This is a genomic window from Paenibacillus sp. UNC496MF (genome assembly GCF_900113915.1).
In the GTDB taxonomy this organism is placed as follows: domain Bacteria; phylum Bacillota; class Bacilli; order Paenibacillales; family Paenibacillaceae; genus Paenibacillus_Z; species Paenibacillus_Z artemisiicola.
The window spans coordinates 261,451-285,163 of the sequence record NZ_FORE01000009.1 but is presented as its reverse complement, the minus strand read 5'-3'; the positions used below and the strand labels follow the sequence as shown (position 1 = coordinate 285,163).

Annotated in this window: 22 protein-coding genes, 1 tRNA gene and 1 pseudogene; 15 read left to right on the top strand and 9 right to left on the bottom strand. The window is 60.7% G+C overall.

Annotated elements, in window-relative coordinates; all coding sequences use genetic code 11:
- Positions 1-26: 26 nt before the first annotated feature.
- The 5 genes from polA to BMZ79_RS17125 all read left to right on the top strand — a co-directional run bounded on the left by polA (position 27) and on the right by BMZ79_RS17125 (position 5,656).
- On the top strand, positions 27-2,687 hold the full coding sequence (polA, locus tag BMZ79_RS17145; RefSeq protein ID WP_090641941.1) for a DNA polymerase I: 2,661 nt from the start codon (positions 27-29) through the stop codon (positions 2,685-2,687).
- A 61-nt stretch (positions 2,688-2,748) separates the two neighbouring features.
- On the top strand, positions 2,749-3,618 hold the full coding sequence (mutM, locus tag BMZ79_RS17140) for a DNA-formamidopyrimidine glycosylase (RefSeq protein WP_090641939.1): 870 nt from the start codon (positions 2,749-2,751) through the stop codon (positions 3,616-3,618).
- 95 nt (positions 3,619-3,713) lie between these two features.
- Positions 3,714-4,418: a sporulation membrane protein YtaF gene (gene ytaF / locus BMZ79_RS17135; protein ID WP_090641937.1), complete on the top strand. Its 705-nt coding sequence runs from the start codon at positions 3,714-3,716 to the stop codon at positions 4,416-4,418.
- Between the two features lie 66 nt (positions 4,419-4,484).
- Positions 4,485-5,081, top strand: a complete 597-nt coding sequence (gene coaE, locus BMZ79_RS17130; RefSeq protein ID WP_090641936.1) for a dephospho-CoA kinase — start codon at positions 4,485-4,487, stop codon at positions 5,079-5,081.
- Positions 5,078-5,656 (top strand): lytic transglycosylase domain-containing protein, encoded by a 579-nt coding sequence (locus BMZ79_RS17125; protein WP_090641934.1) that lies wholly within the window; start codon positions 5,078-5,080, stop codon positions 5,654-5,656. Before coaE ends, BMZ79_RS17125 begins: the two co-directional genes overlap by 4 nt.
- Before the next feature lie 64 nt (positions 5,657-5,720).
- Here BMZ79_RS17125 and BMZ79_RS17120 read toward each other — a convergent pair whose 3' ends face one another.
- Positions 5,721-5,939 (bottom strand): alpha/beta-type small acid-soluble spore protein, encoded by a 219-nt coding sequence (locus tag BMZ79_RS17120; protein ID WP_090641932.1) that lies wholly within the window; start codon positions 5,937-5,939, stop codon positions 5,721-5,723.
- Positions 5,940-6,065: 126 nt separating this feature from the next.
- Between BMZ79_RS17120 and nrdR the strand changes: the two genes are divergently transcribed.
- Together nrdR and BMZ79_RS17110 are read left to right on the top strand one after the other, a co-directional pair.
- On the top strand, positions 6,066-6,530 hold the full coding sequence (gene nrdR / locus BMZ79_RS17115) for a transcriptional regulator NrdR (RefSeq protein WP_090641931.1): 465 nt from the start codon (positions 6,066-6,068) through the stop codon (positions 6,528-6,530).
- A gap of 180 nt (positions 6,531-6,710) precedes the next feature.
- Positions 6,711-6,786, top strand: a tRNA-Ala gene (locus tag BMZ79_RS17110).
- 972 nt (positions 6,787-7,758) lie between these two features.
- Here BMZ79_RS17110 and BMZ79_RS17105 read toward each other — a convergent pair.
- From BMZ79_RS17105 to BMZ79_RS17085, 5 genes are all read right to left on the bottom strand, one after another.
- On the bottom strand, positions 7,759-8,436 hold the full coding sequence (locus BMZ79_RS17105) for a FadR/GntR family transcriptional regulator (RefSeq protein ID WP_256252795.1): 678 nt from the start codon (positions 8,434-8,436) through the stop codon (positions 7,759-7,761).
- Positions 8,437-8,480: 44 nt separating this feature from the next.
- Entirely contained in the window at positions 8,481-9,656 is a 1,176-nt protein-coding gene (locus BMZ79_RS17100; RefSeq protein WP_090641928.1) for a trans-sulfuration enzyme family protein, read from the bottom strand.
- 39 nt (positions 9,657-9,695) lie between these two features.
- Positions 9,696-10,523 (bottom strand): carbohydrate ABC transporter permease, encoded by an 828-nt coding sequence (locus BMZ79_RS17095; RefSeq protein ID WP_090641927.1) that lies wholly within the window; start codon positions 10,521-10,523, stop codon positions 9,696-9,698.
- Position 10,524: 1 nt separating this feature from the next.
- Positions 10,525-11,454: a carbohydrate ABC transporter permease gene (locus tag BMZ79_RS17090; protein ID WP_090641925.1), complete on the bottom strand. Its 930-nt coding sequence runs from the start codon at positions 11,452-11,454 to the stop codon at positions 10,525-10,527.
- 86 nt (positions 11,455-11,540) lie between these two features.
- Positions 11,541-12,857: an ABC transporter substrate-binding protein gene (locus tag BMZ79_RS17085; RefSeq protein ID WP_090641924.1), complete on the bottom strand. Its 1,317-nt coding sequence runs from the start codon at positions 12,855-12,857 to the stop codon at positions 11,541-11,543.
- A 314-nt stretch (positions 12,858-13,171) separates the two neighbouring features.
- Between BMZ79_RS17085 and BMZ79_RS17080 the strand changes: the two genes are divergently transcribed.
- From BMZ79_RS17080 to BMZ79_RS17065, 4 genes are all read left to right on the top strand, one after another.
- Positions 13,172-14,434 (top strand): sensor histidine kinase, encoded by a 1,263-nt coding sequence (locus BMZ79_RS17080; protein WP_090641922.1) that lies wholly within the window; start codon positions 13,172-13,174, stop codon positions 14,432-14,434.
- A complete protein-coding gene (locus BMZ79_RS17075) occupies positions 14,385-15,077 on the top strand; it encodes a response regulator (protein ID WP_256252794.1) in 693 nt (230 codons plus the stop codon). The genes BMZ79_RS17080 and BMZ79_RS17075 overlap by 50 nt, the downstream gene beginning before the upstream one ends.
- A gap of 357 nt (positions 15,078-15,434) precedes the next feature.
- Complete coding sequence (gene msrA, locus BMZ79_RS17070) at positions 15,435-16,583, top strand: peptide-methionine (S)-S-oxide reductase MsrA (RefSeq protein ID WP_256252793.1); 1,149 nt, start codon at positions 15,435-15,437, stop codon at positions 16,581-16,583.
- Entirely contained in the window at positions 16,580-17,041 is a 462-nt protein-coding gene (locus BMZ79_RS17065; protein ID WP_090641919.1) for a DinB family protein, read from the top strand. Before msrA ends, BMZ79_RS17065 begins: the two co-directional genes overlap by 4 nt.
- Before the next feature lie 191 nt (positions 17,042-17,232).
- On the opposite strand, the gene BMZ79_RS17060 is transcribed toward BMZ79_RS17065, so the two are convergent.
- From BMZ79_RS17060 to BMZ79_RS33630, 3 genes are all read right to left on the bottom strand, one after another.
- Positions 17,233-17,994 carry an SDR family NAD(P)-dependent oxidoreductase gene (locus tag BMZ79_RS17060; protein WP_090642174.1) on the bottom strand — a complete coding sequence of 254 codons (762 nt, stop codon included), beginning with the start codon at positions 17,992-17,994 and terminating at the stop codon, positions 17,233-17,235.
- Between the two features lie 164 nt (positions 17,995-18,158).
- Complete coding sequence (locus tag BMZ79_RS17055; RefSeq protein ID WP_090641918.1) at positions 18,159-18,734, bottom strand: TetR/AcrR family transcriptional regulator; 576 nt, start codon at positions 18,732-18,734, stop codon at positions 18,159-18,161.
- Positions 18,735-19,003: 269 nt separating this feature from the next.
- The gene (locus BMZ79_RS33630; protein WP_143088977.1) at positions 19,004-19,144 is read right to left on the bottom strand and encodes a paeninodin family lasso peptide; all 141 of its coding nucleotides are present in this window, start codon (positions 19,142-19,144) and stop codon (positions 19,004-19,006) included.
- A 233-nt stretch (positions 19,145-19,377) separates the two neighbouring features.
- Between BMZ79_RS33630 and gnd the strand changes: the two genes are divergently transcribed.
- The 4 genes and pseudogenes from gnd (at position 19,378) to gntK (ending at position 23,615) form a co-directional block, all read left to right on the top strand.
- A complete protein-coding gene (gnd, locus tag BMZ79_RS17050; RefSeq protein ID WP_090641916.1) occupies positions 19,378-20,277 on the top strand; it encodes a phosphogluconate dehydrogenase (NAD(+)-dependent, decarboxylating) in 900 nt (299 codons plus the stop codon).
- Between the two features lie 197 nt (positions 20,278-20,474).
- Entirely contained in the window at positions 20,475-21,146 is a 672-nt protein-coding gene (locus BMZ79_RS17045; protein WP_090641914.1) for a GntR family transcriptional regulator, read from the top strand.
- Between the two features lie 127 nt (positions 21,147-21,273).
- Positions 21,274-22,017 (top strand): annotated as a pseudogene (locus BMZ79_RS17040) (permease DsdX); the annotation flags it as partial.
- A 50-nt stretch (positions 22,018-22,067) separates the two neighbouring features.
- Positions 22,068-23,615, top strand: a complete 1,548-nt coding sequence (gene gntK / locus BMZ79_RS17035) for a gluconokinase (protein WP_177222176.1) — start codon at positions 22,068-22,070, stop codon at positions 23,613-23,615.
- Positions 23,616-23,713: the final 98 nt, after the last annotated feature.

Below are 23,713 nucleotides of genomic sequence, written 5' to 3'. Positions count from 1 at the left end.
TCAAAGGGTGAGGGGTGCCTCTTCGGATGGATAAATGGGTATTGATCGACGGAAACAGCATCATCTACAGGGCGTTTTTCGCGATGCCGCCGCTGACGAATTCGGCCGGCCTGCACACGAACGCGGTGTACGGCTTTACGACGATGCTCCTGAAGCTGCTGGAGGAAGAGAAGCCGACGCATATGCTCGTCGCGTTCGACGCCGGGAAGACGACGTTCCGCCACGAGGGGTACGAGGACTACAAAGGCGGCCGCGAGAAGACGCCGCCGGAGCTGTCGGAGCAGTTTCCCGTGCTCAAGGAGCTTTTGCGCTCCTTCGGCATCTCGCAGTACGAGCTGCCGGGCTACGAAGCGGACGACATTATCGGCACGCTCAGCCGGCTCGCGGACGAGCAGGGCGTGGAAACGGTCGTCGTGTCCGGCGACAAGGACATGCTCCAGCTGGCGTCCGACCATGTCACGATCGCGCTGACCCGCAAAGGCGTCAGCGAGGTCGAACGCTACGATCCCGCCGAAATCGATGCCAAGTACGGCCTGAAGCCGCTGCAGATCATCGACTTGAAGGGGCTCATGGGCGATACGTCGGACAACATTCCCGGCATCCCCGGCATCGGGGAGAAGACGGCGCTGAAGCTGCTGCATGAATTCGGCTCCGTCGAGGGCGTGCTGGAGAACACTGCCGAGCTGAAGGGCAAGATGAGGGAGAAAGTCGAGACGCACCGCGACAGCGCGGTCATGAGCAAGAAGCTGGCGACGATCTACCGCGAGGTGCCGCTCGAGAAGCGGACGGACGAGCTGGTCTACGGCGGCTACGACGCGCAGACGCTCGCGGACAATTTCCGCAAGCTGGAGTTCAAGTCGCTGCTCGAACGACTGGCGCTGCCGGAAGCGGCCGGCGCCGACGCCGCGGCCGTTGCGGCAGCGGCCACGTACGACGTCGTCTCCGCCGGGGAAATGCCGGCCGCCGAGCTGACGGCGCTGCTCGCGGCTTCGGAGAGCGTCTACATCGAAGCGATCGGCGACAACCCGCATCAGGCGCGGCTGATCGGCCTCGCTGTCGCCGCGGGCGACCGGATCGCCGTGGCGACGTACGACGATCTGATGGACGAGCGGACCGCCGCGCCGCTGCGGGATTGGCTGGCGGACGCGCAAGCGCCGAAGCGCGGCTACGACCTGCATAAGGCGGAGCTGGCGCTCGGCTGGGCCGGCATCCCGCTCTGCGGCATCCGGTTCGACGCGCTGCTCGCGGCCTACCTGCTCGACCCGACGGAATCGAGCCAGACGCTGGCCGCGCTGATCCAGCGCTTCGGCCTGGCCGCCATCCAGACCGACGAGGCCGTGTACGGCAAGGGCGCGCGGCTGCAGGTGCCGGCGGGCGAGGCGCTCGCGAACCATCTCGCGGCCAAAGCGGACGCGGTAAGGCGGCTCGTGCCGCTGCTGTCGGCGGAGCTCGGGAAGGGCAACATGACGAAGCTGAACGACGAGCTGGAGCTGCCGCTCGCCGTCGTGCTCGCCGGCATGGAGAAGCAGGGCATCCAAGTCAACCCGGGCGTGCTCGAGGAGCTCGGGGCCGAGCTGGAGCGGGGCATCGCGCAGTATATGAGCGACATCTACTCGCACGCGGGCATGGAATTCAACATTCATTCGCCGAAGCAGCTCGGCGAAGTGCTCTTCGAGAAGCTCGGCTTGCCGGTCATCAAGAAGACGAAGACGGGCTATTCCACGGACGCCGAGGTGCTCGAGAAGCTGGAGCCGTATTCCGAGATCGTGAAGCTGATCCTGCATTACCGGCAGCTGACGAAGCTGCAGTCCACTTACGTGGAAGGGCTGCTGAAGGAGATCCGCCGCGATACCGGCAAGGTGCATACGTATTACCGCCAGACGATCGCGGCCACGGGGCGGCTGTCGAGCCAGTTCCCGAACCTGCAGAACATCCCGATCCGGCTGGAGGAGGGGCGCCGCATCCGCAAGGCGTTCGTGCCGTCGGAAGCGGGCTGGAGCATTCTCGCGGCGGACTATTCGCAGATCGAGCTGCGCGTGCTCGCGCATATCTCCGGCGACGCCCGCATGAAGCAGGCGTTCATCGAGGATACGGACATCCACACGAAGACGGCGATGGACGTGTTCGGCGTGACGGCCGACAACGTGGACGCCAACATGCGCCGGCAGGCGAAGGCCGTCAACTTCGGCATCGTCTACGGCATCAGCGATTTCGGCTTGTCCAACAACCTCGGCATCTCGCGCAAGGACGCGGCGCGCTTCATCGAGCAGTATTTCGCCGTGTTCGAGGGCGTGCGGGCGTACATGGACAACATCGTGGCGCAAGCGCGCAAGGACGGCTACGTCACGACGCTGCTGGAGCGCCGGCGCTACTTGCCGGAGATCAAAGCCTCGAATTTCAACCTTCGCTCCTTCGCGGAGCGGACGGCGATGAATACGCCGATCCAGGGCACCGCCGCCGACATCATCAAGCTCGCGATGGTCAAGATGGACGCCGAGCTCGGGGCGCGCAAGCTGCGCAGCCGCATGCTGCTGCAGGTGCATGACGAACTCGTCTTCGAAGTGCCGGCGGACGAGCTGGAGCTGATGAAGACGCTCGTGCCGGACGTCATGGAGCGCGCGATCGAGCTGGACGTGCCGCTGCGGGCGGACGTCAGTTACGGCGACAATTGGTACGAGGCGAAGTAAGACTTTCCGCGCATCCTGTCGTATAATGGGGATTGGACCATTTGGCAGGGGAGGACTCGAAATGCCGGAATTACCGGAGGTCGAAACCGTTCGGCGCACGCTGAACGAGCTTGTCGGAGGAAAACGGATCGAACGGGTAACCGTGACGCTTCCGCGAATTATACAGCGGCCGGCGGAGCCGGAGGCATTCGCCGCCGCGCTTGCCGGCCATACGATTCAAACGGTGGAGCGCCGGGGCAAGTTTTTGCGTATTTTGCTCGACGGGCTCGTGCTCGTGTCGCATTTGCGCATGGAAGGGCGCTACGGCGTCTATCGGCAGGACGAGCCGGTCGAACTGCACACGCACGTGCGGTTCCGTTTCGACGACGGCACGGAGCTGCGCTATAAGGACGTCCGCCAATTCGGCACGATGCATCTGTTCGCGCCGGGCGAGGATCTGGCGAACGCCCCGCTGAACAAGCTGGGGCTCGAGCCGCTGGACGACGCGTTCACGCTGCAGGCCTTCAAGCGGGAGGTCGCGCACCGCACGACGAAAATCAAGCCGCTGCTGCTGAATCAGGCGTATATCGTCGGACTCGGCAACATCTACGTGGACGAAGCGCTGTTCACGGCGGGCATCCATCCGGAGCGGGCCGCCGACACGCTGAAGGCGCCGGACTGGGCCCGGCTGTACGACGCGATCCGGGCGACGCTCGGCCGCGCGGTCGACGCCGGCGGCTCGTCGATCAAGTCGTACGTCAACGGTCAGGGCGAGATGGGCATGTTCCAGCACCAGCTGCTCATCTACGGCCGCGAGGACGGCGCCTGCACCCGCTGCGGCGGCACGATCGTCAAGACCGTCGTCGGCGGACGGGGCACGCATACCTGCCCCGCCTGCCAGCCGCTGCCGGGCAAACGTCTCAAGGCGAGGGTCAAGCCGCGCGCCAAATAAGGCACGAGCGGCATGATGCCGCATATGATGTACCATTCATGTTCTAGGCGAATGCACAGAACCTGCATTATCGTCTTCATGGGAGGGACATCAAGGTGCTTATTCATGCGTTTTCCTTAGTGCTGCTCGCGTTTGCCGTCAGCTTGGACGGATTCGGCGTGGGCGTGACGTACGGATTAAGACGGATCCGCATACCGTTGCTGTCGATCTGCATCATCGCTTTTTGTTCGGGGTTGATCGTCTGGCTGTCCATGCAGATCGGCTCGCTGCTTACGAATTACATGTCGCCGATGGTCGCGAAGGCGATCGGCGCCGGCCTGCTCATGCTGATCGGCGTCTACGCGCTCATCCAATGGTGGCAGCGCCGGCGCGAGAACGCCGACGATTCGGGCGAAGAATCGGCGGTTCCCCAAACGGCGGACGCGATCGGGCTCTCGGCGGAAGGCCTCGCGACCGCCTCGACGATCGTCATTTTCGAACTGAAGCGGCTCGGCATCGTCATTCAAATCCTGCGCACCCCGCAAATCGCCGACGTCGACCGGTCGGGCGTGATCTCGTCCTCGGAAGCCGTCCTGCTGGGCTTCGCGTTGTCGCTCGACAGCTTCGGCGCCGGTCTCGGCGCGGCGCTGGTCGGCTTCAACCCGCTGCTCACGGCGCTCGTCATCAGCACGGCCAGCGGCTTGTTTCTCCTGGCGGGCATGCGGCTCGGCTTTCGGTTCGCGGCGTGGCGCGGCATGCGCGCGCTATCGGTGCTGCCTGGCATTATGCTCATCATCATGGGCTTCATACGGCTCATGTAGAATACCCTGCGTCGACTCGCTCACGGCCGGTGGGCGGGCGGCGCGGTTACTTACGAGGTGAATGACTTGAAACTGGGACTGACCGGCGGGATCGCCTGCGGGAAGAGCACGGTATCCGCGATGCTCGTCTCCCGCGGCGCCAAGCTAGTGGATGCCGACCAGGCGGCCCGGGAAGTCGTGCTTCCCGGCGAGCCCGCCTTGGCGGCGATCGTCGCGGAATTCGGACAAGCCGTCCTGAACGGCGACGGCACGATGAATCGCGCGGAGGTCGGCAAGCTCGTGTTTAACGACCGCGAGCGGCTGAATAAGTTGGAAGCGATTTTGCATCCCGCCATTCGCAACCGGATGTGGACGCAAATTCGCGCGTATGAAGCGGAGGATCCGAAGCAGCTGATCATCGCGGACATTCCGCTGCTTTACGAGACGGGACAAGCTTCGCTGTACGAAGCGGTCATGGTCGTCTATGCGCCGCGCGCCGTGCAGGCGGAGCGGCTGATCGCCCGCAACGGAATGTCGCCGGATGAGGCGGAGCGGCGGATCGCGCTGCAGCTGGACATCGAGGAGAAACGCCGACTGGCGGATTTCGTCATCGACAACGGCGGAACGCTGGACGAGACGCGGCACCAGGTCGACCTGTTCTGGCAGGAGCAGGGATTGCCATGAAGAAACGCCGGTTGCGCAAGCGCGTATTTCTCATCTTGATTCTGGCTTTGCTTGCGCTGCTGTTCATCCGCTCGGAATGGATGAGCCGCTGGCTGTATCCGGTGCATTTCCGCGAGGAAATCGCCGCGAGCGCGGAGGTGTACGAGCTGGACGCCCATCTGGTGGCGGCGATCATCCGGGTCGAAACGAACTACAAACCGGAAGCCGTCTCGAAGAAAGGCGCGATCGGCATCATGCAGCTGATGCCCGACACCGCGAATTGGATCATCCAGAAGGGCGGCTTCAAGGATATGACGACCGAGAAGGTCTCGGCGGAGCCGGAAGCCGGCATCGAGATCGGATCGTGGTATTTGAACGAATTGAACGCGCAGTTCAAGGGAAATATGGTAAAGGTGATCGCGGCCTACAACGCCGGCCCGGGGACGGTCAACCGCTGGCTCTCGGACGGCACGTGGGACGGCCGGGCCGAGACGGTGGACGAGGTGCCGTACGGGGAAACAAGACACTATATACAGCGCGTCATTTATTATTATAATAAGTACAAGACGCTCTATCCCGACATTCGGACGGAATAGCAAAAAAGACTTTGGCCGGCCGCCATCGACGGCGACCGACCAAAGCCCGATGTTCAATCATCGATTAGGCGCGACCTGCAAGAGATTGCTCCGCGATTTGAACCAGTTTACGAGTGATGCTGCCTCCGATGGAACCGGCATCTTTCGTGGTGATGTTGCCATAGTATCCGTCTTGTGGAAGAGAGATACCCAGCTCCTGAGCCACCTCATATTTCATTTGGTCCAAAGCAGCGCTAGCTTGTGGAACTACGAGTTGATTGCTGCTTCCGTTGTTGTTAGCCATTCGTTCGTTCACCTCCTTGCGGTTGGTAACAGTATTATGTGCGATAATGGCGGTTTCATAACAGGTAACGTTTGGGAATGTTCGCGTATTCGAATTCGCATCGCGAGTAGACGGAGGATATAGACGATGAAATGCCCGTATTGCGACTACGCCGGAACGAAAGTGCTCGATTCCAGACCCGCTAACGAAAACAAGTCGATACGCCGCCGCCGTGAATGCGAGAAATGCACGCGGCGGTTCACCACGTTCGAGATGGTGGAGGAGACCCCGCTGATCGTCATCAAGAAAGACGGCAGCCGGGAGGAATTCAGCCGCGACAAAATTTTGCGCGGCCTGATCCGCGCCTGCGAGAAGCGGCCCGTCTCCGTCGATCAGCTCGAAATCATCGTGTCCGAAGCGGAGAAGGAGCTGCGCACCACCGCGCAGGCGGAAGTCGAGAGCCGCGAAATCGGCGAACTCGTCATGTCGCAGCTGTATCCCGTCGATGAAGTGGCGTACGTCCGGTTCGCGTCGGTTTACCGCCAATTCAAGGACATCGACATGTTCATGAAGGAGCTCAACAGTCTGCTCTCGAAGGACCCGCTATCCTAAGCACGGCGGACATCTCGCAAAGCAACCTGCCGGCCGCGGTCGTACGCGTAGCAGCAGGTTGTTTTTTGCATGCTAGGCGGCAAACCGGTGGCCCGAAAAAAGATAAAAAACTTTTTTGAGGAAAGACTTGTATAAACCGGAATGTCCATGCTATAATCTTTCTTGTCGCCACTTTAATACGGGGCCTTAGCTCAGCTGGGAGAGCGCATCGCTGGCAGCGATGAGGTCAGGGGTTCGATCCCCCTAGGCTCCACCAAATAAACAATGCTAACTACGTCCGATCGGACGTAGTTTTTTGTTTATTTGGTGAAGCCCTAAGGGGGCGAATCCCGGGGTTCAGTCCGCGCGGACGAAGCGGCAGCGAAGGAGCACGGCGTCTGAATCGACCGCGAAAAGTCCGCTTCGAATACGCTTCGTCAGCATACGATCAAGATTCGGACATCCCATGGCGGATCGGCGGGCAAGGCAAGCCGAATCCCATAGACTCCACCAAACACGCCAATTGCTGGCGTGTTTTTTGTGTTCGGTGGAGCTTTCTGGGGGCAGACCGCGCGGACGTAGCGCAAGCGGAGGAGCAGGGCATCGAAATTTACCGCGGCCGCTTCAATCCTAAATTGGATGTTGGCAACAAAATATGAAAAGCCCCGGCGAATGCTCGCTGGGGCTTCTGTCCTTTTCTTGGGGGCGGTCCACTGTCCGGTTAGCAGACCTTGCCTAGGCAATGCTATTGAACCAGGAGGTTGGCGCAGCCGGGAGTTCGAATGGCGTCAATGACTTAGAAAAAGACGCCCCGCAAGATGATGACTAACAGAATGAACAGGACAAGAACAATACCCAGCGCACTGCCGCAGCCGAAACCGCCGACACCGCCGACAGGTCCGCAACCTACTCCGCCTACGCCTCCAACACCATATCCCATTGTAGTCAGCTCCTTTATTTGAGGTACACCGCATTATATGTTCGATCGGGTATAGTGCATGGGCTGTTGTCAGAAAGGGGCGAACGACCGGTAAGGACAACTCATCCGTATCTTCCGCGGAGACGTGAGGAAATGGCAGCCGGATGGTGGGATCACAACAAAAAAGACAGGGAACCAAATTATAGGGTCCCTGCCTGTTTGGTGCCGAGGAGGTGCCGTCCCTGACGGAACATCAAGCGATGCAAGCCGATCCGCCTAGGCTCCGCCTAACACAAACGCGAACGCGCCCATAGCCGCCGTTTCAAGCGATCAGTACGCCTTGATAATTTCCTCGATGCAGTTCATCAGCTTGTCGAATTCAGCCAGCGCCCGTACGGGATCGTGATCCGCGATAGCCGCGAACATCGTATGATGAAACTCGTACGTTTCGTCGAACAGCTTCTGCTCGCCCAGCGGTTCATGGAAGAACTTCTCGTACATGCTGGAGATCGATTCGAGCACGCTGGACAAAATCGGACTGGCCGCGGCCCGCATGACGCCCCGGTGGAAAGCCAGATCGATCTGGGAGGTCGGCTGCCCGGCTTCCTTCAGCTTGGCGTATTCGCGCAAGCATGCCGTCAATTCGCGGATCTGCGACGGCGTAATCCGCTTGGCCGCCAGTTCGACCGCCTTGCCTTCCAGCGCCCGGCGCACGTCCAGAATCGAGAGGAGGAAGCGTTTCTCTTTCTCGATCTTGATCTTGCCGGCGAACCGGAAGATGCCCACGTCGCGGACGAAAATCCCTTTGCCGTTGACGACGGTAATGACGTCGATCGCCTCCAGATAACGCAGCGCTTCGCGGAGCGAAGAGCGGCCGACGCCGAACATCTGCGTCATCGCCTCGACCGACGGAAGCTTATCTCCTTCCTGCAGCGACTGCTCTTCGATGAAGTGCTGAATTTCCTGCGAAACCAATTCCGGCATCGATTGCCTTTGGATTTTAGCCACGTCGTCTCCCTCCTCGTGATCACGCGTTCAGCGGTGATGCACGGTTACGGCTGCACATCCTTCACGCCCGCCCACGCCTGATCCATGTCTTGCGTCAGATCGTCGACGTTCTCGAGGCCGATGTGCAGCCGGATCAGGCTGCGGGCTTCCGGCGCGCAGCCCGCCATGGCCGGGTTGACCGTCACGAGCGACTCGAAGCCGCCCCAGCTGACGCCGATTTTGAAATAGTTCAGCCGGTTCGCCCAATCCCGCATCTTCTCCGGCGACTCGGCCGATTCGAACGAGAACAGCCCGCTCGAGCCGTTCATCTGCCGGAGGCCGAGCGCATGCTGAGGATGCGAGGGGAGCGCGGGGTGATTGATCTTCGCGACGTAAGGCTGGCCCGCCAGATGCGCCGCGGCCGCCAGCGCGCTTCGTTCATGCCGCTCCATGCGCAGGGGCAGCGTACGCAGGCTGCGCGTAATCTGAGCCGCGGTATGCGCCGTCATGATGCCGCCCAGCAGCATGTATTCGTCTTCCGCAATCCGGTCGACGAGCGGCTTGGAGCCGATCACGACGCCGGCGACGCTGTCGCTTTGTCCCGAGATGTATTTCGTCACGGAATGGACGACGAGGTCGATGCCCAGCTCCAAGGGGCGCTGGAAGACGGGCGTGGCCCACGAATTGTCCGCAATGGTGACGATGCCGCGGCTGCGGGCAAGCGCGGCGCAGGCCGCCAAGTCCTGCAGCTGGAACAGCATCGACGTCGGGCTTTCCAGATAAAGCAGCTTCGTCTCCGGGCGGAGCGCCGCGCGGATGGCGTCCGGCGAACCGCCGTCAACGAGCGTAGCGTCGATGCCGAAGCGCTGCAGGTACTGGGTGACGAACAAGCGCGTCGGGCCGTACGCTTGGCTGACGCAGACGATATGGTCGCCGGTTCTGACAGCGGACAGGATCGCGGCCGAGATGGCGGCCATGCCCGAAGCGAAGCATTTCGCCGCTTCCGCCCCTTCGAGCGCGGCCAGCTTCTCCTCCAGATAAGAGACGGTCGGGTTGCTGCCCCGCGAATAGACGTGCGCCTGCTGCGGATGTTGGGCAGCCTGCCGGAATTCATCGTACGTTTCGAACGCGAACAGGCTCGTTTGGTAGATCGGCACGTTGATCGCGCCGTGATGCCGAACGTCGACGGGATCGTGCGTCACCGTCGAATACTGCCAAGCCAGGTCTGCCTTCTTGTTCATCGTGGCATGCTCCTTTCGTTACGGGCGCTTAGCTTATCCTTATCCCTTGACCGCGCCTTGCGTCAGCCCTTCGACGATGAAGCGCTGCGCGACGGCGAACAGCGCGATGGTCGGGAGGACGGACAGCACGGTCCCGGCCGACATGGCGCCCCAATCGACGTCGAATTTCATGACGAACGAGTTCATCGCGACGGGCAGCGTCTTGAGCGTCTCGTCGTCGATGAACAGGACGGCCATGAACAGCTCGTTCCAGTTCTGCACGAAGGCGAAGATGAACGTGGCCGCGATCCCGTTCAGCATGACCGGCATAATGACGCGGACGAGCGCCGACATCCGGGAGCAGCCGTCGATCATGGCCGCTTCTTCGAGACTGGACGGAATCCGTTCGAAGAAGCCTTTGAGCAGAATCGTCGAGAACGGAATCAACCCGACGGTATACATCAGCACGAGCGAAGAGCGCGTATTGATCAGGTCGAGCCGGGTCATCAGCAAATAAAGGGGCGCCAGCGCCACGAAGCCGGGCAGCATCTGGGTCAGGAAGAAGCCCAGCATCACATGCCGGTGGGCGCGGAATTTGAACCGGGCCAGCACATAGGCGCTCAGCACCGAGATGCAGACGACGATCGCGGCGGCGCTGAGCGAAATCAGCAGACTGTTGGCGATATAGACGTGGAACTTCGAGATTTTGATGATGTTGATGTAGTTTTGGAACGTCAACCGATCCGGCCAATAGTTCAGCGGGAAGGAGAAGATATCCTTCTGCGGCTTCAGGGACGTGACGACGATCCAATAAAGCGGGAAGACCATGGTGATCAGATAGAGCGACAGGAAGACGACCTTCAAGCTTTTCAACGCGCGCCGCTTCATATCAGAAGTCCCCCAGTTTCTCGGATCGCGTGACCGTGAGATAGAAGATCGTGTAGAGCAGCAGAATGCCGATCATGACGATGCCGATCGCCGAAGCCGCGCCGTAATCGCCGCCGTACATGATTTTGTCCAGCATGAGCGAAGAGAGAATGTGCGTCGAACCGGCAGGGCCGCCGTTCGTCAAGCCGTATATGATCGACGGATCGTTGAATATCCAGATCGCGCGCAGCAGCGTCGTCGTAATGACGGTCGGCATGATATAAGGCAGCGTAATATTGAGCAGCTTGCGCGCGCCGTTCGCGCCGTCCATGCTTCCCGCCTCGTACAGCTCGGGCGGGACCGATTGCAGCGCGGCCAGCAGCATGATCGCGAAGAAGGCAATGCCGTACCACACGTTCGCGAGGATGACCGAAGCCATCGCCCAGCTCGGATCCGACAGGAAGCCGATGCGTTCGTGAATGAGGCCGAGATGCAGGAGCAAGTCGTTGATCACGCCGATCTGCGAATTGAACATCCATTTCCAGATCAAACCGATCAGAAAGCCGGAAAGCGCCCACGGATAGAAGACGAAGCCTTGGAAGATCCCGCGTCCGCGAAACCGGTTGTTCAACAGGAGGGCGACCGTCAAGCCGAGCGCGAATTGCAGGATAAGCGAGATGAAGACCCAGTAGGCGCTGTTGATCGCGGCGGTTTTGAATTTCGCGTCGTGGAACATCGTCTTGAAGTTGTCCAAGCCGATGAAGTGAACGTGCGTCAGGTCGAAGAGCTGGTAGTTTTGGAAGGCCATGACGATGCCGCGGAGGAACGGGTAGTAGGTAAAGACGAGCACGAGCGCGAGCGCGGGCAGCAAGCTGAGGAAGATAAAACCGCGCGGCGAGTTGCGGAAAGCGGTCTGCGCGCGCCTGACGAGGGGAGGCTGATCTTCTTTCATGAACCGCACCACCTTCTTTAGGAGGAAATCGAACGAAACGGTAACGATGGGTGGCTGCGCGCCACCCATCGTTCGTCGAAGCTCCGTTATTTATTCAGATTGGCACGCTGATCCGCCCAGAACTGATCCCATTTCTTAAGCGTATCGTCGACCGACACGTCGCCCAGCAGCAGCGATTGGCCGGTTTCCATGGAGACCTGCCCCCATTGGCTCGTTCCCGGATACTTCGTGTTCGCTTTCAGGTTGACGAATTCGTCCGGCTTGGAAGCCATCAGCAGCAGCTGTTTGTACATATCCGTCTGGAAGAACGGATCCTCGCTCGCCGACTTGTGGATCGGAATGAGCGCGGTTTTCTGGGCGAAGTACGTGTTCTGTTCCGGGCTCGAGAGGAAGGCGATCAGCTTGAACGCTTCGTCCTTATGCTTCGAATAGGACGTGATGCCCCAGCCGCCGCCGCCCGTCGCGGTGAACGCTTTGCCGCTCGGGCCTTTCGGCATCGGAGCCGTGCCGATCGTGTTCACGTCCATCTTCTCCATCAGGGCCGGAATCGCTTCCGGATCCTGCAGCAGGATGCCGGTTACGCCCGAGGTGAACGCCTGCACTTGCTCCTGATACCCCCAGTTGATCGAATCCTTCGGCGAGCCTTCCTTGTACAGCTTGACGTACAGCTCCAGCGCCTTCTTCGCTTCCGGCGTCGAATACATCGTTTTGCCGTCCGTCAGGAACATGGAGTCGTCATGGTCGATGCCATCGAAGTTGTAGTTCAGAATCATGGTATCCGGAACGCCGTTCGCGCCCGGACCGCCGCGGAACGAGAAGCCGTAACGGTTCTTGCCCGGATCCGTCAGCTTGATCGCGGCATCGACCATCTCTTCATAGTTCGTCGGCGCCGGAATGCCTTTCTCCTGGAACCAATCCTTGCGGTAGAACATTTGGCGCTGGTACATGCCGTTCGTGATGAAGTACAGCTTGTCGTTCAGCGTGGCGACCGATTTGGCGACGTCGACCTCGGTCGCGTAGTCCGGCCAGTTCTTCACGTAATCGTTCAGGGGCTCCAGATAACCGTTATTGGAAAACTCGGACACGGTCAGGTCGCGGACCTCCAGCACGTCGAGATCCTGCTTGGCGCCCAGAATCGTCTTGATCTTGTTGTCGGCTTGATCGAAAGGAGGCGAAATCAATTCCACTTTGATGTTCGGGTTGGCTGCTTCGAATTTCGAGATCATTTCGTTCAATACGGTCGTGCGTGCCGGACTGGTCAGACTTTCAATCATGCGCAGCGTGACTTTGCCGCCGGAACCGCCGCCGCTCCCGCCGTTGTCGCCGCAGCCCGCCAGAACGCCCAGAAGCAGCATGCCCGCGGTCGCGCCGAACAACATCGTTTTTTTTCTCGTTGCCGCCATTGAATAGCCTCCCTTTTTTAATCAACAAGCCTTCGATCAGACTGGCGATACCCCCCAAGTCATCCAAGCATATCCTCCGCCTGTCTGATAGGCTCATTGTAAATGAAAGCGCTTAACAATACAATTCGTTATCTTGCTATTTTGAATATTATTTTTTTTCTGAAATCTAGGGATCGGGGCTGGCGCTTCATGCTTCGCCGGGACCGGCAATCGGCCGTTGAAATACCCAAAATCCGACCGATCGTTTGATTTTTTCGAAACCCTCGTGGTAAGTTTAAGGGGACATCATCCGGAGGGGAGCGGGATGCGGGCCCATGAACGAAACGACCGCCGACAAGCACGCGGCCGCCGAAGGCGGATGGAGCGCTTCCCGGACATGGAAACTGGTGTTCGGATTGAAGCTGCTGCTGAATTTAGCCTTGGCCGGCGTCTTTTATTTCGATTATTCGATCGCGCTGTTTTGGAGACTCAGCTTCATTTTTATATCCATCGCGGCCTTTTTGTTCGCCAATTACGTCTATATGAACCAGAGCAAGCGGCGAAGCGGGTTGTTCCAGCTGCTGATCCTCGATTTCCTGCTGTCCGCCGCCTATGGCTACATCTACATCGCGGGCAATTTCCCGAATCATCTCTTCGTCGGCATCACGGCGCTCGCCATCTTGATGTTCGCGCAGAGCATCCGCGGCATCATCTGGACCTGCCTGCTGCTGCTGGGCGTGTACGTCCTGACGATGGGCAGCCTGGATTGGTACGTCTTCGGGCAATGGGATGAAATCGGCTATTTTACGACCGGGTCGTTCATCGTGTTCGCCGGCATCGTGAGCGTGTTGATCCACTTCTATCGGAACGCGCGCGCGAACACGCTGAAGCTGTACGGAGAGTTGATGCAGTCGCACGCGCAATTGCAGGAATACGCGCTCCAAACGGAGGAATGGGGCGCCGCGAAGGAGCGAATCCGGATCGCGCGGGACATTCACGACACGGTCGGCCATAAGCTGACGGCGCTGCTCGTCCAAATGCAGGCGGCGCGGAAGCTAAGCCGGATCGATCCGCGGCGCAGCGAGGAGACCTACGCGGAATGCGAGAACCTGATCCGGGCGTCCTTGCAAGAGATCCGGCTCTCGGTCCGGGCGATCCGCGACGAGCCGGTCCGGTCGGTCTCGCTGCAGGAGCGTCTGGCGGAGCTCGCGCGGGAATTCACCAAGTGGGCGGAGGTGCACACGACGCTGGAGGTGGAAGGGAGTCCCGTCGCGCTGCCGGGCGACCTGCAGCTGACCGCGTACCGCGTCGTGCAGGAGTCGCTCACGAACGCGCAGAAGCACGGCCATGCCCGGAAGGCCGAGATCGTGCTCGCCTTTGCCGACAGCGGATTTTCGCTGTGCATCCGCAATGACGGGGAGGCGCCCGCGGAACTGAAGCCGGGCTTCGGGTTAATCAACATGCAAGAACGAGTGCGGGAGTGGAACGGGGAAGTGCAGGTGGGGACGGAGCCCGGAACGGGGTTCGCGGTCGACGTCCGCTTCCCTTATGCCGCCGGCGGAAACGGAGCGGAAGCCATTGAAAATTCTCATCGTTGACGATCAGCGTCTCATGCGCGAGGGGCTCGCGACCATCATCGGCCTGGAAGAAGGCATGGAGGTGGTCGGCACGGCCGTGGACGGCAGGGACGCCTACAACCAGGTCGTCGAGCTGCGGCCGGACGTGGTGCTGATGGACATTCGGATGCCGGGCATGGACGGCGTGGCCGGGACCGAATTGATCCTTCGGCATGTGCCGGACACGAAGGTGCTGATCCTGACCACGTTCGACGACGCGGAGCTGATATTGCAAGCATTGGAAAAGGGCGTCCAAGGCTACTTGCTGAAGGATCTGCCATCGGAGGCGATCGTCAGCGCGATACACACGGTGTACAACGGCGGCACGGTGCTGCAGCCCGACATCACGGCGATGCTGCTGCGCGAAATGAAAAAGATGGCGGATCGCGATCCGGGCGCGGCGGCGCCTTTGACTCCGGACGAGCCGGGCGCCCTGGCGGGGTTGACCGAACGGGAAAAAGAGGTGCTGGCCTTGCTGGGGCAAGGCCGGAACAACAAGGAAATCGCGGAGACGCTGTCGATCACGGAAGGCACGGTGAAGAATCACGTCTCGAATCTGATCGCGAAGCTGGGGCTCCGCGACAGAACGCAGGCGGCCGTCTATGCGGTCCGTCATTCCGTCTGAGCAAGTCGAGCATGACTTTTGGCATAGCGCATGAGATTCGTCATGCGCGGCGGCCGAAGGTGATGCTTTTTTTGCGTCCGATTCATGACGTTCCACAGATTTGGCGGTCCGCGAACCTTGGTAAGATCAAAGTGCAAGAACGGAGGCGGCGCGAATAGCGCCTCCGGCGAAATCCAAGACGCGATAGGAGAGTGGACGGGATGGCGGAGAAAAAAGCCGGGTTGACGTTGCGGATCATGACGGTGTCGCTCCTGCTGGCGCTGGTGGTCGGATCTTTCTTCGAACTGAACTGCTTCTTGAATTATTGATCGCGCATGCGAAGGGACGCGCAGAGAATTTCCGCGGAGGTGAAGGCTTGTGAACTTGAAACGAATCGTGCTTCCCGCCGGGTTGATGGCCGTGGTGATGTTTGCCGCGTATGGCTCCTATCACAAACACGATACGGCGGAGGCGAAAGGCATGAGCGGCACGGCGAATCGATTCACGGAAGCGGCGGCGGCGGGCGGCAACACCAAGACGGCGGTATTCGCCGGCGGCTGCTTCTGGAGCGTGGAAGGTCCGTTCGAGAAGCTGGACGGCGTCGTGAGCGTCGTGACCGGCTATACGGGCGGGCATACGACGGATCCGACCTACGAGAAGGTATCCACGGGCAAGACGGGCCATCTCGAAGCGGTGCAGGTCCGGTACGACCCGAGCCGCATCTCGTACAACCAGCTGCTCCAGGCGTTCTGGCGCAACACGGATCCGACCGACGCCGAGGGGCAATTCGGCGACCGGGGCACGGAATACCGCTCGGTCGTCTTCTACGACGGCAAGGAGCAGCAGTCCGCGGCGGAGGCGTCGAAGGCGGCGCTCGCCGCCCAAGGCAAGTTCGACAAGCCGCTCGTGACGAAGATCTTGCCGGTCGCCGCGTTCTATGAAGCCGAGGACGTCCATCAGGACTTCTACAGAACCCATCCGGCCGATTACGAATACAACGACGTCGCGTCCGGACGGGAAGCGTTCTTGGACCGCGTCTGGGGGGAGGACAAGGAGTTGAAGGCATTGGAAAGCCCGTATGCCGTATTCGACAAAGCGGATCGGCTGAAGGCGCTCACGAAGCTGCAGGTCGACGTTACCCAGCATGATCAGGACGAACCGCCGTTCCGGAACGCGTATTGGAACAACGCCGAAGCCGGCATTTACGTGGACGTCGTGTCGGGCGAGCCGCTGTTCAGCTCGAAGGATCAATTCGATGCCGGTACGGGCTGGGCGAGCTTCACCCGTCCGCTCGAGCCGGACAGCGTGATCTACCGGGAAGTCGGCGGGTTCTTCTCGGAAGAGACCCAAGTAAGAAGCCGTTACGCGGATTCCTTCCTCGGCCACGTCTTCGAGGACGGCCCCGAGCCCACGGGACTTCGCTACTGCACGAACTCCGCGTCGCTGCGCTTCATTCCGAAGGATGAGCTGGCGCAAAGCGGATACGGGAAATACGCCACGTTATTTCAGGGGGACGATGCGCAATGAGAAACGAGTTTATATTGGAGCTGCTGGACAGCCGGCTGAACGTCTTTCTTCGATTGATCGAGCAGTGCCCGCCGGATAAACGCCGCGTCATTCCGAACGGCTTCAAGAACCACCTGCACTGGCATGTCGGCCACGTGCTGACGGTGACGGAATTCCACGTATTCACGCTATCGAATCAGCCTGCGTTTCTGCCCGAACGGTACCAGGCGCTGTTCGCGTACGGCACGAAGCCCGCGGATTGGCAGGAAGAGCCGCCGGCGTGGAACGATCTGGTCTCGCAGCTGAGCGCCCAGGCGGTCCTCATCCGCGAGACGTTCAAGGACCGGCTGGACGAGCCCGTGCCGGAGAACTTCCTGAAGGCGCAAACGATCGGCGAGCTGATCGTGTCCACGGAGCTGCATCTGCTCGATCACGCCGGATTCGTCAATGCCATGCTGAAGGCGCTGCAAGCGGAGTAAGGAGGCGGGAGAACTTCCATTCGGCTTCCTTCATCTGTTACGCTTGCTTTATTTCCTTCGGCTCCTTTATTTCCTTCCATAGATAAGTGAACAGGCGGCACCTTATGGTGCCGCCTGTTGCGATGCAAGCCCGCCGAGGCGCAACGCGATTCACTCTTACGGGAACGATCGTTCTCTTTTGGCTAAAAAAATTACCAAGGCAGCGTGCCGTCCAGGTAAAGGAACGAACCGGTCGGTCCGTCGGCCGGAAGCGTGGCCGCCCGAATGCTCGTGCGGCTGCCTTCCGTTTCGTCGAATTCCGCCTTGTCGCCGCCGATGCGGGTGTTGACCCAGCCCGGATGAACCGAGTTCACTTTGATGTTCGTGTCTTTCAGCTCTTCGGCCAAATGGATCGTGAACGCGTTGATCGCGGCTTTGGCGGCATTGTAAGCGAACGTCTTGATCGCGTAGATCGGCGATTCCGGATTGGCCTGCAGCGTCAGCGAACCCAGAATGCTGGAGAGGTTGACGATGCGGCCGGCGTCCGACTTGCGGAGCAGCGGCAGAAGCAGCTGGGTCAACTCGACCTGGCCGAAGAAGTTGATGTCGAAGGAGTCGCGGAGCAGCTGCAGCGGCATGGTGCCCGTGCGATTCACGATTTCCATGGAGATATGCTCCTGATCCAGCATGACGCCGGCGTTGTTCACGAGAATATCAAGCTTGCCGTAATGTTCGTCGAAGTAGCGGAATGCAGCCTCGTTATCTTCGGATACGTTGACGTCGTGCCGGATGCTCTCGGCCTTGAAGCCTTCTTCGTTCAACTGCTTGGCGGCCTCGCGGCCGTTTTGCCCGTTCCGCGCGCCGATGACCACCGTGGCGCCGAGCTTGGCGAGTCCGCGCGCGGTTTCCAAGCCGATGCCGCGGTTGGCACCGGTTACGAACGCGATTTTGCCTTGAAGATGTTGCGTTGTCATCGTCATATCGTCTCCTTTAGGATGGTACGTCTTGGATGATACGTCGTATGAGCGGGAGGATGAATGGATGAATGCGGCGTCAAGGCTGCATGGCTCTAATGGGAACGATCATTCTACTTAGCTTAAAAAAATTTTTCATACGATTTAATGCAACTTAATGCAACTTAGCGCAACAAGCCCATGGATACGTCGACGATCCGGTACAGCTTCTCGCGGCTGACCGAGGTGCGCGACAGGACCCGGATGCCGAGCAGCGCGTTATGAAGCGATTCGGCAAGCTCCTTGGCGGCGACGGCCGAGGTGAATTCGCCGTTTTGCCGTCCCCACGCGATAATGCCGGCGATCAGCTCTTCTCCGCTCTCGAAGCCATGCACCGTCTTGGCGTCGGCTTCCTCGTCGCGGGCGGACAGTTCTACCGCCGAGCTGACGAGCAGGCAGCCGGACGGACAACCGTCCTTGTCGTCGATGGCGTACTTGAACACGAATCGCAGGGCGTCCGCGGCCGTCTCGGCCTGCTTGATGCCCGCCTTCAAATTCCCGGCGATGAACGCGCCGTACCGGTCCAGCGCCTTCAAGAACAGCGTGCGCTTGTCGCCGAACGTATCGTACAAGCTTCGGCGGTGAATGCCCATATGGTCGACCAGATCGGTCATGGACGTCTTCTCGTAGCCTTGTTCCCAGAAGAGCCGCATTGCCTTGTCAAGGACTTCTTGCTCGTCGTACTCCTTGCTTCTTGCCATGCCCGCTCACCTCCCGAAGACATCTTAGCATATTGAGAACGATCAGTAAAGAATATTTCTTGGCCGGCGCACGCGGCGATCTTTAGGGGATAATTCCGTCAGCCTTCGCAAACACTAGGAGGGTCGACGGCAATGACGCGGGGCGAGGGGCGATTCGATTTCGCAAGCGAAGACGATGGCGGTGCATGAGCGCAACAAGACCGCCGGCAGAACCGACGGTCTCTTCGGGCTTGCCGGCAGCGAGGCGCTGCCTTTAGGAGGGATGCGCGTTAGCTCGGATTGTAAATATCCAGGTCGTCCGTCGTGACGAAATCGATCGTCGTCGTGCCTTTGCCGTACATCGTTTCGCCAACGGAGAGAACTTCCAACGTCGGAACGGCCCAGTCTTTTTTCGCGGCTTGATGAGTCATCTGTCTACCTCCTATCCATGAATAGTGGTACTTTGCAAGCGGGGGGCATACGCCTTTCGGCCCGCTGGAAAGCCCATAGATAGGAATTCGGGGGGTGTCCCCGTTTTCCGGGGGTGCTTGGCAAATTACGACAGCTCCCTTCTGTCGTATTTACAGACGGAAGCGAAAGGTGTAAAATCGATTCACAAGTTGTATACAAGTATACTTGTAGATCATAGATCGAGGTGAGCACTATGAAGCTAGGTATGATCGGTCTGGGCAAGATGGGCTTTAATCTGGCGCAAAATTTGCTGCGGAACGGCCACGAGGTCGTCGTGCAGGACGTGAACCCCGAGCCCGGCAAGCTGCTCGCGGCGGAAGGCGCGATTTACGCGGAGACGGTCGCCGATGCGGTCTCGAAGCTGCAGGCGCCCCGCATCGTCTGGGTAATGGTGCCGGCGGGCAAGATCGTCGACCAGGTGCTGGACGCCCTTGCGCCGCTGCTCGGCCAAGGCGACATCGTGATCGACGGCGGCAACTCGCATTATAAGGACTCCATCGCGCGCGGCGCTCGGCTCGGCGAGCGGGGCATTTTCTTCTTCGACGCGGGGACGTCCGGCGGCACCGAAGGCGCGGCGCTCGGCGGCTGCTTCATGATCGGCGGGGACCGCGAGGCCTTCGCGGTCATCGAACCGCTGTTCCAAGCGATGGCGGTGGACAAGGGCTACCTGTACGCCGGCAAGAGCGGCAGCGGACACTTCCTGAAAATGATTCACAACGGGATCGAATACGGCATGATGCAGGCGATCGCCGAAGGCTTCGAGCTGCTGTCCAAGAGCGATTTCGACTATGATTACGAGGATGTCGCCCGCGTCTGGTCGAACGGCTCGGTCATCCGCGGCTGGCTGATGGAACTCGCGGAGAACGCCTTCTCGAAGGATCCCAAGCTGGAGGGCATCCGCGGCGTCATGCAGAGCTCCGGCGAAGGGAAATGGACGGTCGAGACGGCGCTCGATCTCGAAGCGAGCACGCCGGTTATCGCGCTGTCCCTGCTGATGCGCTACCGCTCCCAGGAAGCGGACACGTTCCACGGCAAAGTGGTCGCGGCGCTGCGCAACGAATTCGGCGGCCATGCCGTCGTTCCGAGCGAGTAACGGTCCAAGCGAACGGCACCCCGAGCGATCGTCTTTGCGTACGATCGGTGGCTTCAAGCGATGTACCTCGTCTCGCTGCCGGACAGCCGGATGGAGATGCGCCTCCTTATAGTTCCGCCCGCGAATGTATGGTAAAATCGTACCTGCCGATGTTAGTACGCGTTCGGAAATCGATACGTAGGAGAGTTGAGACGACTATGCGTTATCCATCCGCCTGGCTGCAGGGCGCCTCCCGCGGGGATGCCATCGCGAGCGAACTGCGGCTGCAAATCATCAGAGGCGCGATCGAGCAGGGAGCGGTCATCTCGGAGAACCGGGTCGCAGCCGAATTCGGCGCGAGCCGTTCTCCGGTCCGGGACGCGCTGAAAACGCTGTCGAACGAAGGGCTCATCCGGCTCGAACGGATGGGCGCCGTCGTGCTCGGGCTTAGCATGAAGGATCTCGAGGAGCTGTACGACGTCCGGTATCTGATCGAAAGCTTCGCGCAGCAGCGTTTGGCGGAAGGAAACCGCGAGCCGCTGCTCGCCGAGCTGCGGCAGCTGATCGACAAGATGGGACTGGCCGTGAAGCACGGCGACCGCGCCGAGTTCGCCCAGCTGGATTTCCGCTTCCACGAAGCGATGATCGCCGAAGCGAAGCACGCGAGAATCCAGCAGCTGTGGAACAGCATCCGCCACGTCGTGCTCGCCGTCATGCTGATTACGACGGACGAAGTGTTTTCCGAGGGAGATGCGAAGCTGCAGAGCGTGATCGGGAAGCACGGCGGACTCCTGAAAGCGATCGAATCGCGGGACGCCGCGGTCATCCGGGCGGAGGTGCGGGCGTACTTCGCCGATTCCAACCGGACGCTGCACAACAGCCTTCCGTAACCGGAGGGCTGGACCGGCGCCTGGACAAAACGCACGCGCAAAGTTGTCGACAAGTATACAATATAAGCTTGCACGCACGTCCAATCCAAGCAAACGAACGAATTGAAAGCGGTTGCCGGCATCGGGATTCATCGGCGCCCGGATCGCGGTCGAGCCGCCGGCCAAGCTGGCCGAGCAATTCGCGTCGGCGGGCGAACGCAAGCTTCCCGGTTTCGGAATCACGTTGTTTACGATTCTGCTCCCTGTTATGCTGATGTTAATCGGTTCCGTTGCCAATATTCTCGATCGCGAGGCGACGTCGGGTTTGACAGTGTTATGCGAATTCATCGGCAATGAGGTGATCGCGCTGCTGATCGCCGTCGTCTTCTCGTTCTTCTCGCTCGGCTTCGCCCGCGGCTTCTCCAAGGAGGACGTGTCGCGCTTCGCGAGCGAATGCCTGGCGCCGACGGCGACGATCATCCTGATCATCGGCGCGGGCGGGGCGTTCAAGCAGGTGCTGATCGACAGCGGCGTCGGCAGCGCCATCGCCGCCATCGCGACGTCGGCGCACGTCAACATCCTCTTCTTCGCCTGGTTTATCGCGGCGCTTATCCGCGTCGCGACGGGCTCGGCGACGATCGCCATGACCGCGGCGGCGGGCATCGTCGCGCCGATCCTGGCGCAAACCCCGGGGGCGAACGTCGAGCTGACGGTGCTGGCGACCGGCGCGGGCTCGCTCATTCTGTCGCACGTCAACGATGCCGGCTTCTGGATGGTCAAGGAATTTTTCAACATTTCGGTGCCGCAGACGCTGAAGTCGTGGACCGTCATGGAAACGATTTTGTCCGTCGTCGGCCTGATGCTCATTTTGCTGCTAAGCATGGCGGTCTGACGCAGCCGGGCGGCGCTGGCCGCACTTTTATCCGAAAGAAGGTTCATCCCTTGAGTCAATCGATGTACATGATCGGCGTCGACATCGGCACGACCAGCACGAAGGCCGTGCTGTTCGAGACGAACGGCGCCATCGTCGCCAAGGCGGACGAGGGCTACCCCCTCTACACGCCGACCTCATCCGTGGCCGAGCAGGACCCGGACCAGATCTTCCGCGCCGTTCTTCATACGCTCAAAGGCGTTATGGCGCAGAGCAAGGCGAAGCCCGACCAGGTGTTGTTCGTCGCGTTCAGCTCGGCGATGCACAGCGTCATCTTCGTCGACGGCGAAGGCAAGCCGCTCACGCGCAGCATCACCTGGGGCGACAACCGGAGCGCGGCTTGGGCGGACAAGCTGAAACGCGAGCTGAACGGCCACGGCGTCTACTTGCGCACGGGCACGCCGATCCACCCGATGTCGCCGCTGCCCAAGCTGATGTGGCTCCGGCACGAGCAAGCGGAGCTGTTCCGGAAGGCCGCGAAGTTCGTGTCGATCAAGGAATACGTCTTCGCGCGGCTGTTCGGCGAATACGTCGTCGATTATTCCATCGCGTCGGCCACGGGCATGATGAATCTCGAGAAGCTCGACTGGGACGAGGAAGCGCTCGAGCTCGCGGGCGTGACGCGGGAGCGGCTGTCGGAGCTCGTGCCGACGACCCATGCGCTCCGGGGCATGAAAGCCGCCTACGCCGAAGAGACCGGCCTCGACGCCTCGACGCCGTTCATCGTCGGCGCGAGCGACGGCGTGCTCTCCAACCTCGGCGTGAACGCGATCGGGCCCGGCGTCGTCGCGGCCACGATCGGCACGAGCGGCGCGATCCGCACCGTCGTCGACAAGCCGGTGACGGATCCGAAGGGCCGGATCTTCTGTTACGCGCTGACGGACAAGCATTGGGTCATCGGCGGCGCCGTCAACAACGGCGGCATGATTCTCCGTTGGGCGCGCGACGAGTTCGCCGCCGCCGAAGCCGAGACGGCCAAGCGGCTCGGACTGGATCCCTACGACCTGCTCATGCAAATCGCGGCGCGGGTGCGGCCCGGCGCGGACGGCCTGCTGTTCCATCCTTATTTTACCGGCGAGCGCGCCCCGCTCTGGAACGCGAACGCCCGCGGCTCCTTCTTCGGGCTTAACCTGCACCACCGCAAGGAGCATCTGATCCGCGCGGTGCTGGAAGGCGTTATTTTCAACTTGTACACGGTGCTGCTGGCGATGGAGGAGAACATCGGGCGGCCGAAAAAAATTCTGGCCACGGGCGGCTTCGCCCGCTCGGCGCTGTGGCGCCAAATCATGGCGGATATCTTCGACCAGGAGGTCGTCGTGCCCGAAAGCTTCGAGAGCTCCTGTCTCGGCGCCGTCGTGCTCGGGCTGAACGCGATCGGCCGGGCCGATTCGCTGAGCGTCGTCGCGGACATGGTCGGCGCCACGCACGAGCATAAGCCGGACGCGGAATCGGCGGCCGTCTATCACCGGCTGCTGCCGATCTATATCGGCGTCGCGCGCAAGCTCGAGGACGAATACGAAGCGATCGCGCAGTTCCAGCAAGCTCTCATCCGACCTTAATCCGATCGCGGCCGCGCCGCATGCCGGCGCGGCGGGAAGGCCCCTGAAACCTCAGGGGCCTTTTTGCCGTTGTTCATATTCCGTTCATAGAACAACGA

Coding starts and splice junctions, on each gene's coding strand:
- polA (WP_090641941.1), top strand. CDS start 27: ATGGATAAATGGGTATTGATCGACGGAAACAGCATCATCTACAGGGCG.
- mutM (WP_090641939.1), top strand. CDS start 2,749: ATGCCGGAATTACCGGAGGTCGAAACCGTTCGGCGCACGCTGAACGAG.
- BMZ79_RS17125 (WP_090641934.1), top strand. CDS start 5,078: ATGAAGAAACGCCGGTTGCGCAAGCGCGTATTTCTCATCTTGATTCTG.
- BMZ79_RS17120 (WP_090641932.1), bottom strand. CDS start 5,939: ATGGCTAACAACAACGGAAGCAGCAATCAACTCGTAGTTCCACAAGCT.
- nrdR (WP_090641931.1), top strand. CDS start 6,066: ATGAAATGCCCGTATTGCGACTACGCCGGAACGAAAGTGCTCGATTCC.
- BMZ79_RS17100 (WP_090641928.1), bottom strand. CDS start 9,656: ATGAACAAGAAGGCAGACCTGGCTTGGCAGTATTCGACGGTGACGCAC.
- BMZ79_RS17095 (WP_090641927.1), bottom strand. CDS start 10,523: ATGAAGCGGCGCGCGTTGAAAAGCTTGAAGGTCGTCTTCCTGTCGCTC.
- BMZ79_RS17090 (WP_090641925.1), bottom strand. CDS start 11,454: ATGAAAGAAGATCAGCCTCCCCTCGTCAGGCGCGCGCAGACCGCTTTC.
- BMZ79_RS17085 (WP_090641924.1), bottom strand. CDS start 12,857: ATGGCGGCAACGAGAAAAAAAACGATGTTGTTCGGCGCGACCGCGGGC.
- BMZ79_RS17080 (WP_090641922.1), top strand. CDS start 13,172: ATGAACGAAACGACCGCCGACAAGCACGCGGCCGCCGAAGGCGGATGG.
- BMZ79_RS17075 (WP_256252794.1), top strand. CDS start 14,385: ATGCCGCCGGCGGAAACGGAGCGGAAGCCATTGAAAATTCTCATCGTT.
- BMZ79_RS17065 (WP_090641919.1), top strand. CDS start 16,580: ATGAGAAACGAGTTTATATTGGAGCTGCTGGACAGCCGGCTGAACGTC.
- BMZ79_RS17060 (WP_090642174.1), bottom strand. CDS start 17,994: ATGACAACGCAACATCTTCAAGGCAAAATCGCGTTCGTAACCGGTGCC.
- BMZ79_RS17055 (WP_090641918.1), bottom strand. CDS start 18,734: ATGGCAAGAAGCAAGGAGTACGACGAGCAAGAAGTCCTTGACAAGGCA.
- BMZ79_RS33630 (WP_143088977.1), bottom strand. CDS start 19,144: ATGACTCATCAAGCCGCGAAAAAAGACTGGGCCGTTCCGACGTTGGAA.
- gnd (WP_090641916.1), top strand. CDS start 19,378: ATGAAGCTAGGTATGATCGGTCTGGGCAAGATGGGCTTTAATCTGGCG.
- BMZ79_RS17045 (WP_090641914.1), top strand. CDS start 20,475: ATGCGTTATCCATCCGCCTGGCTGCAGGGCGCCTCCCGCGGGGATGCC.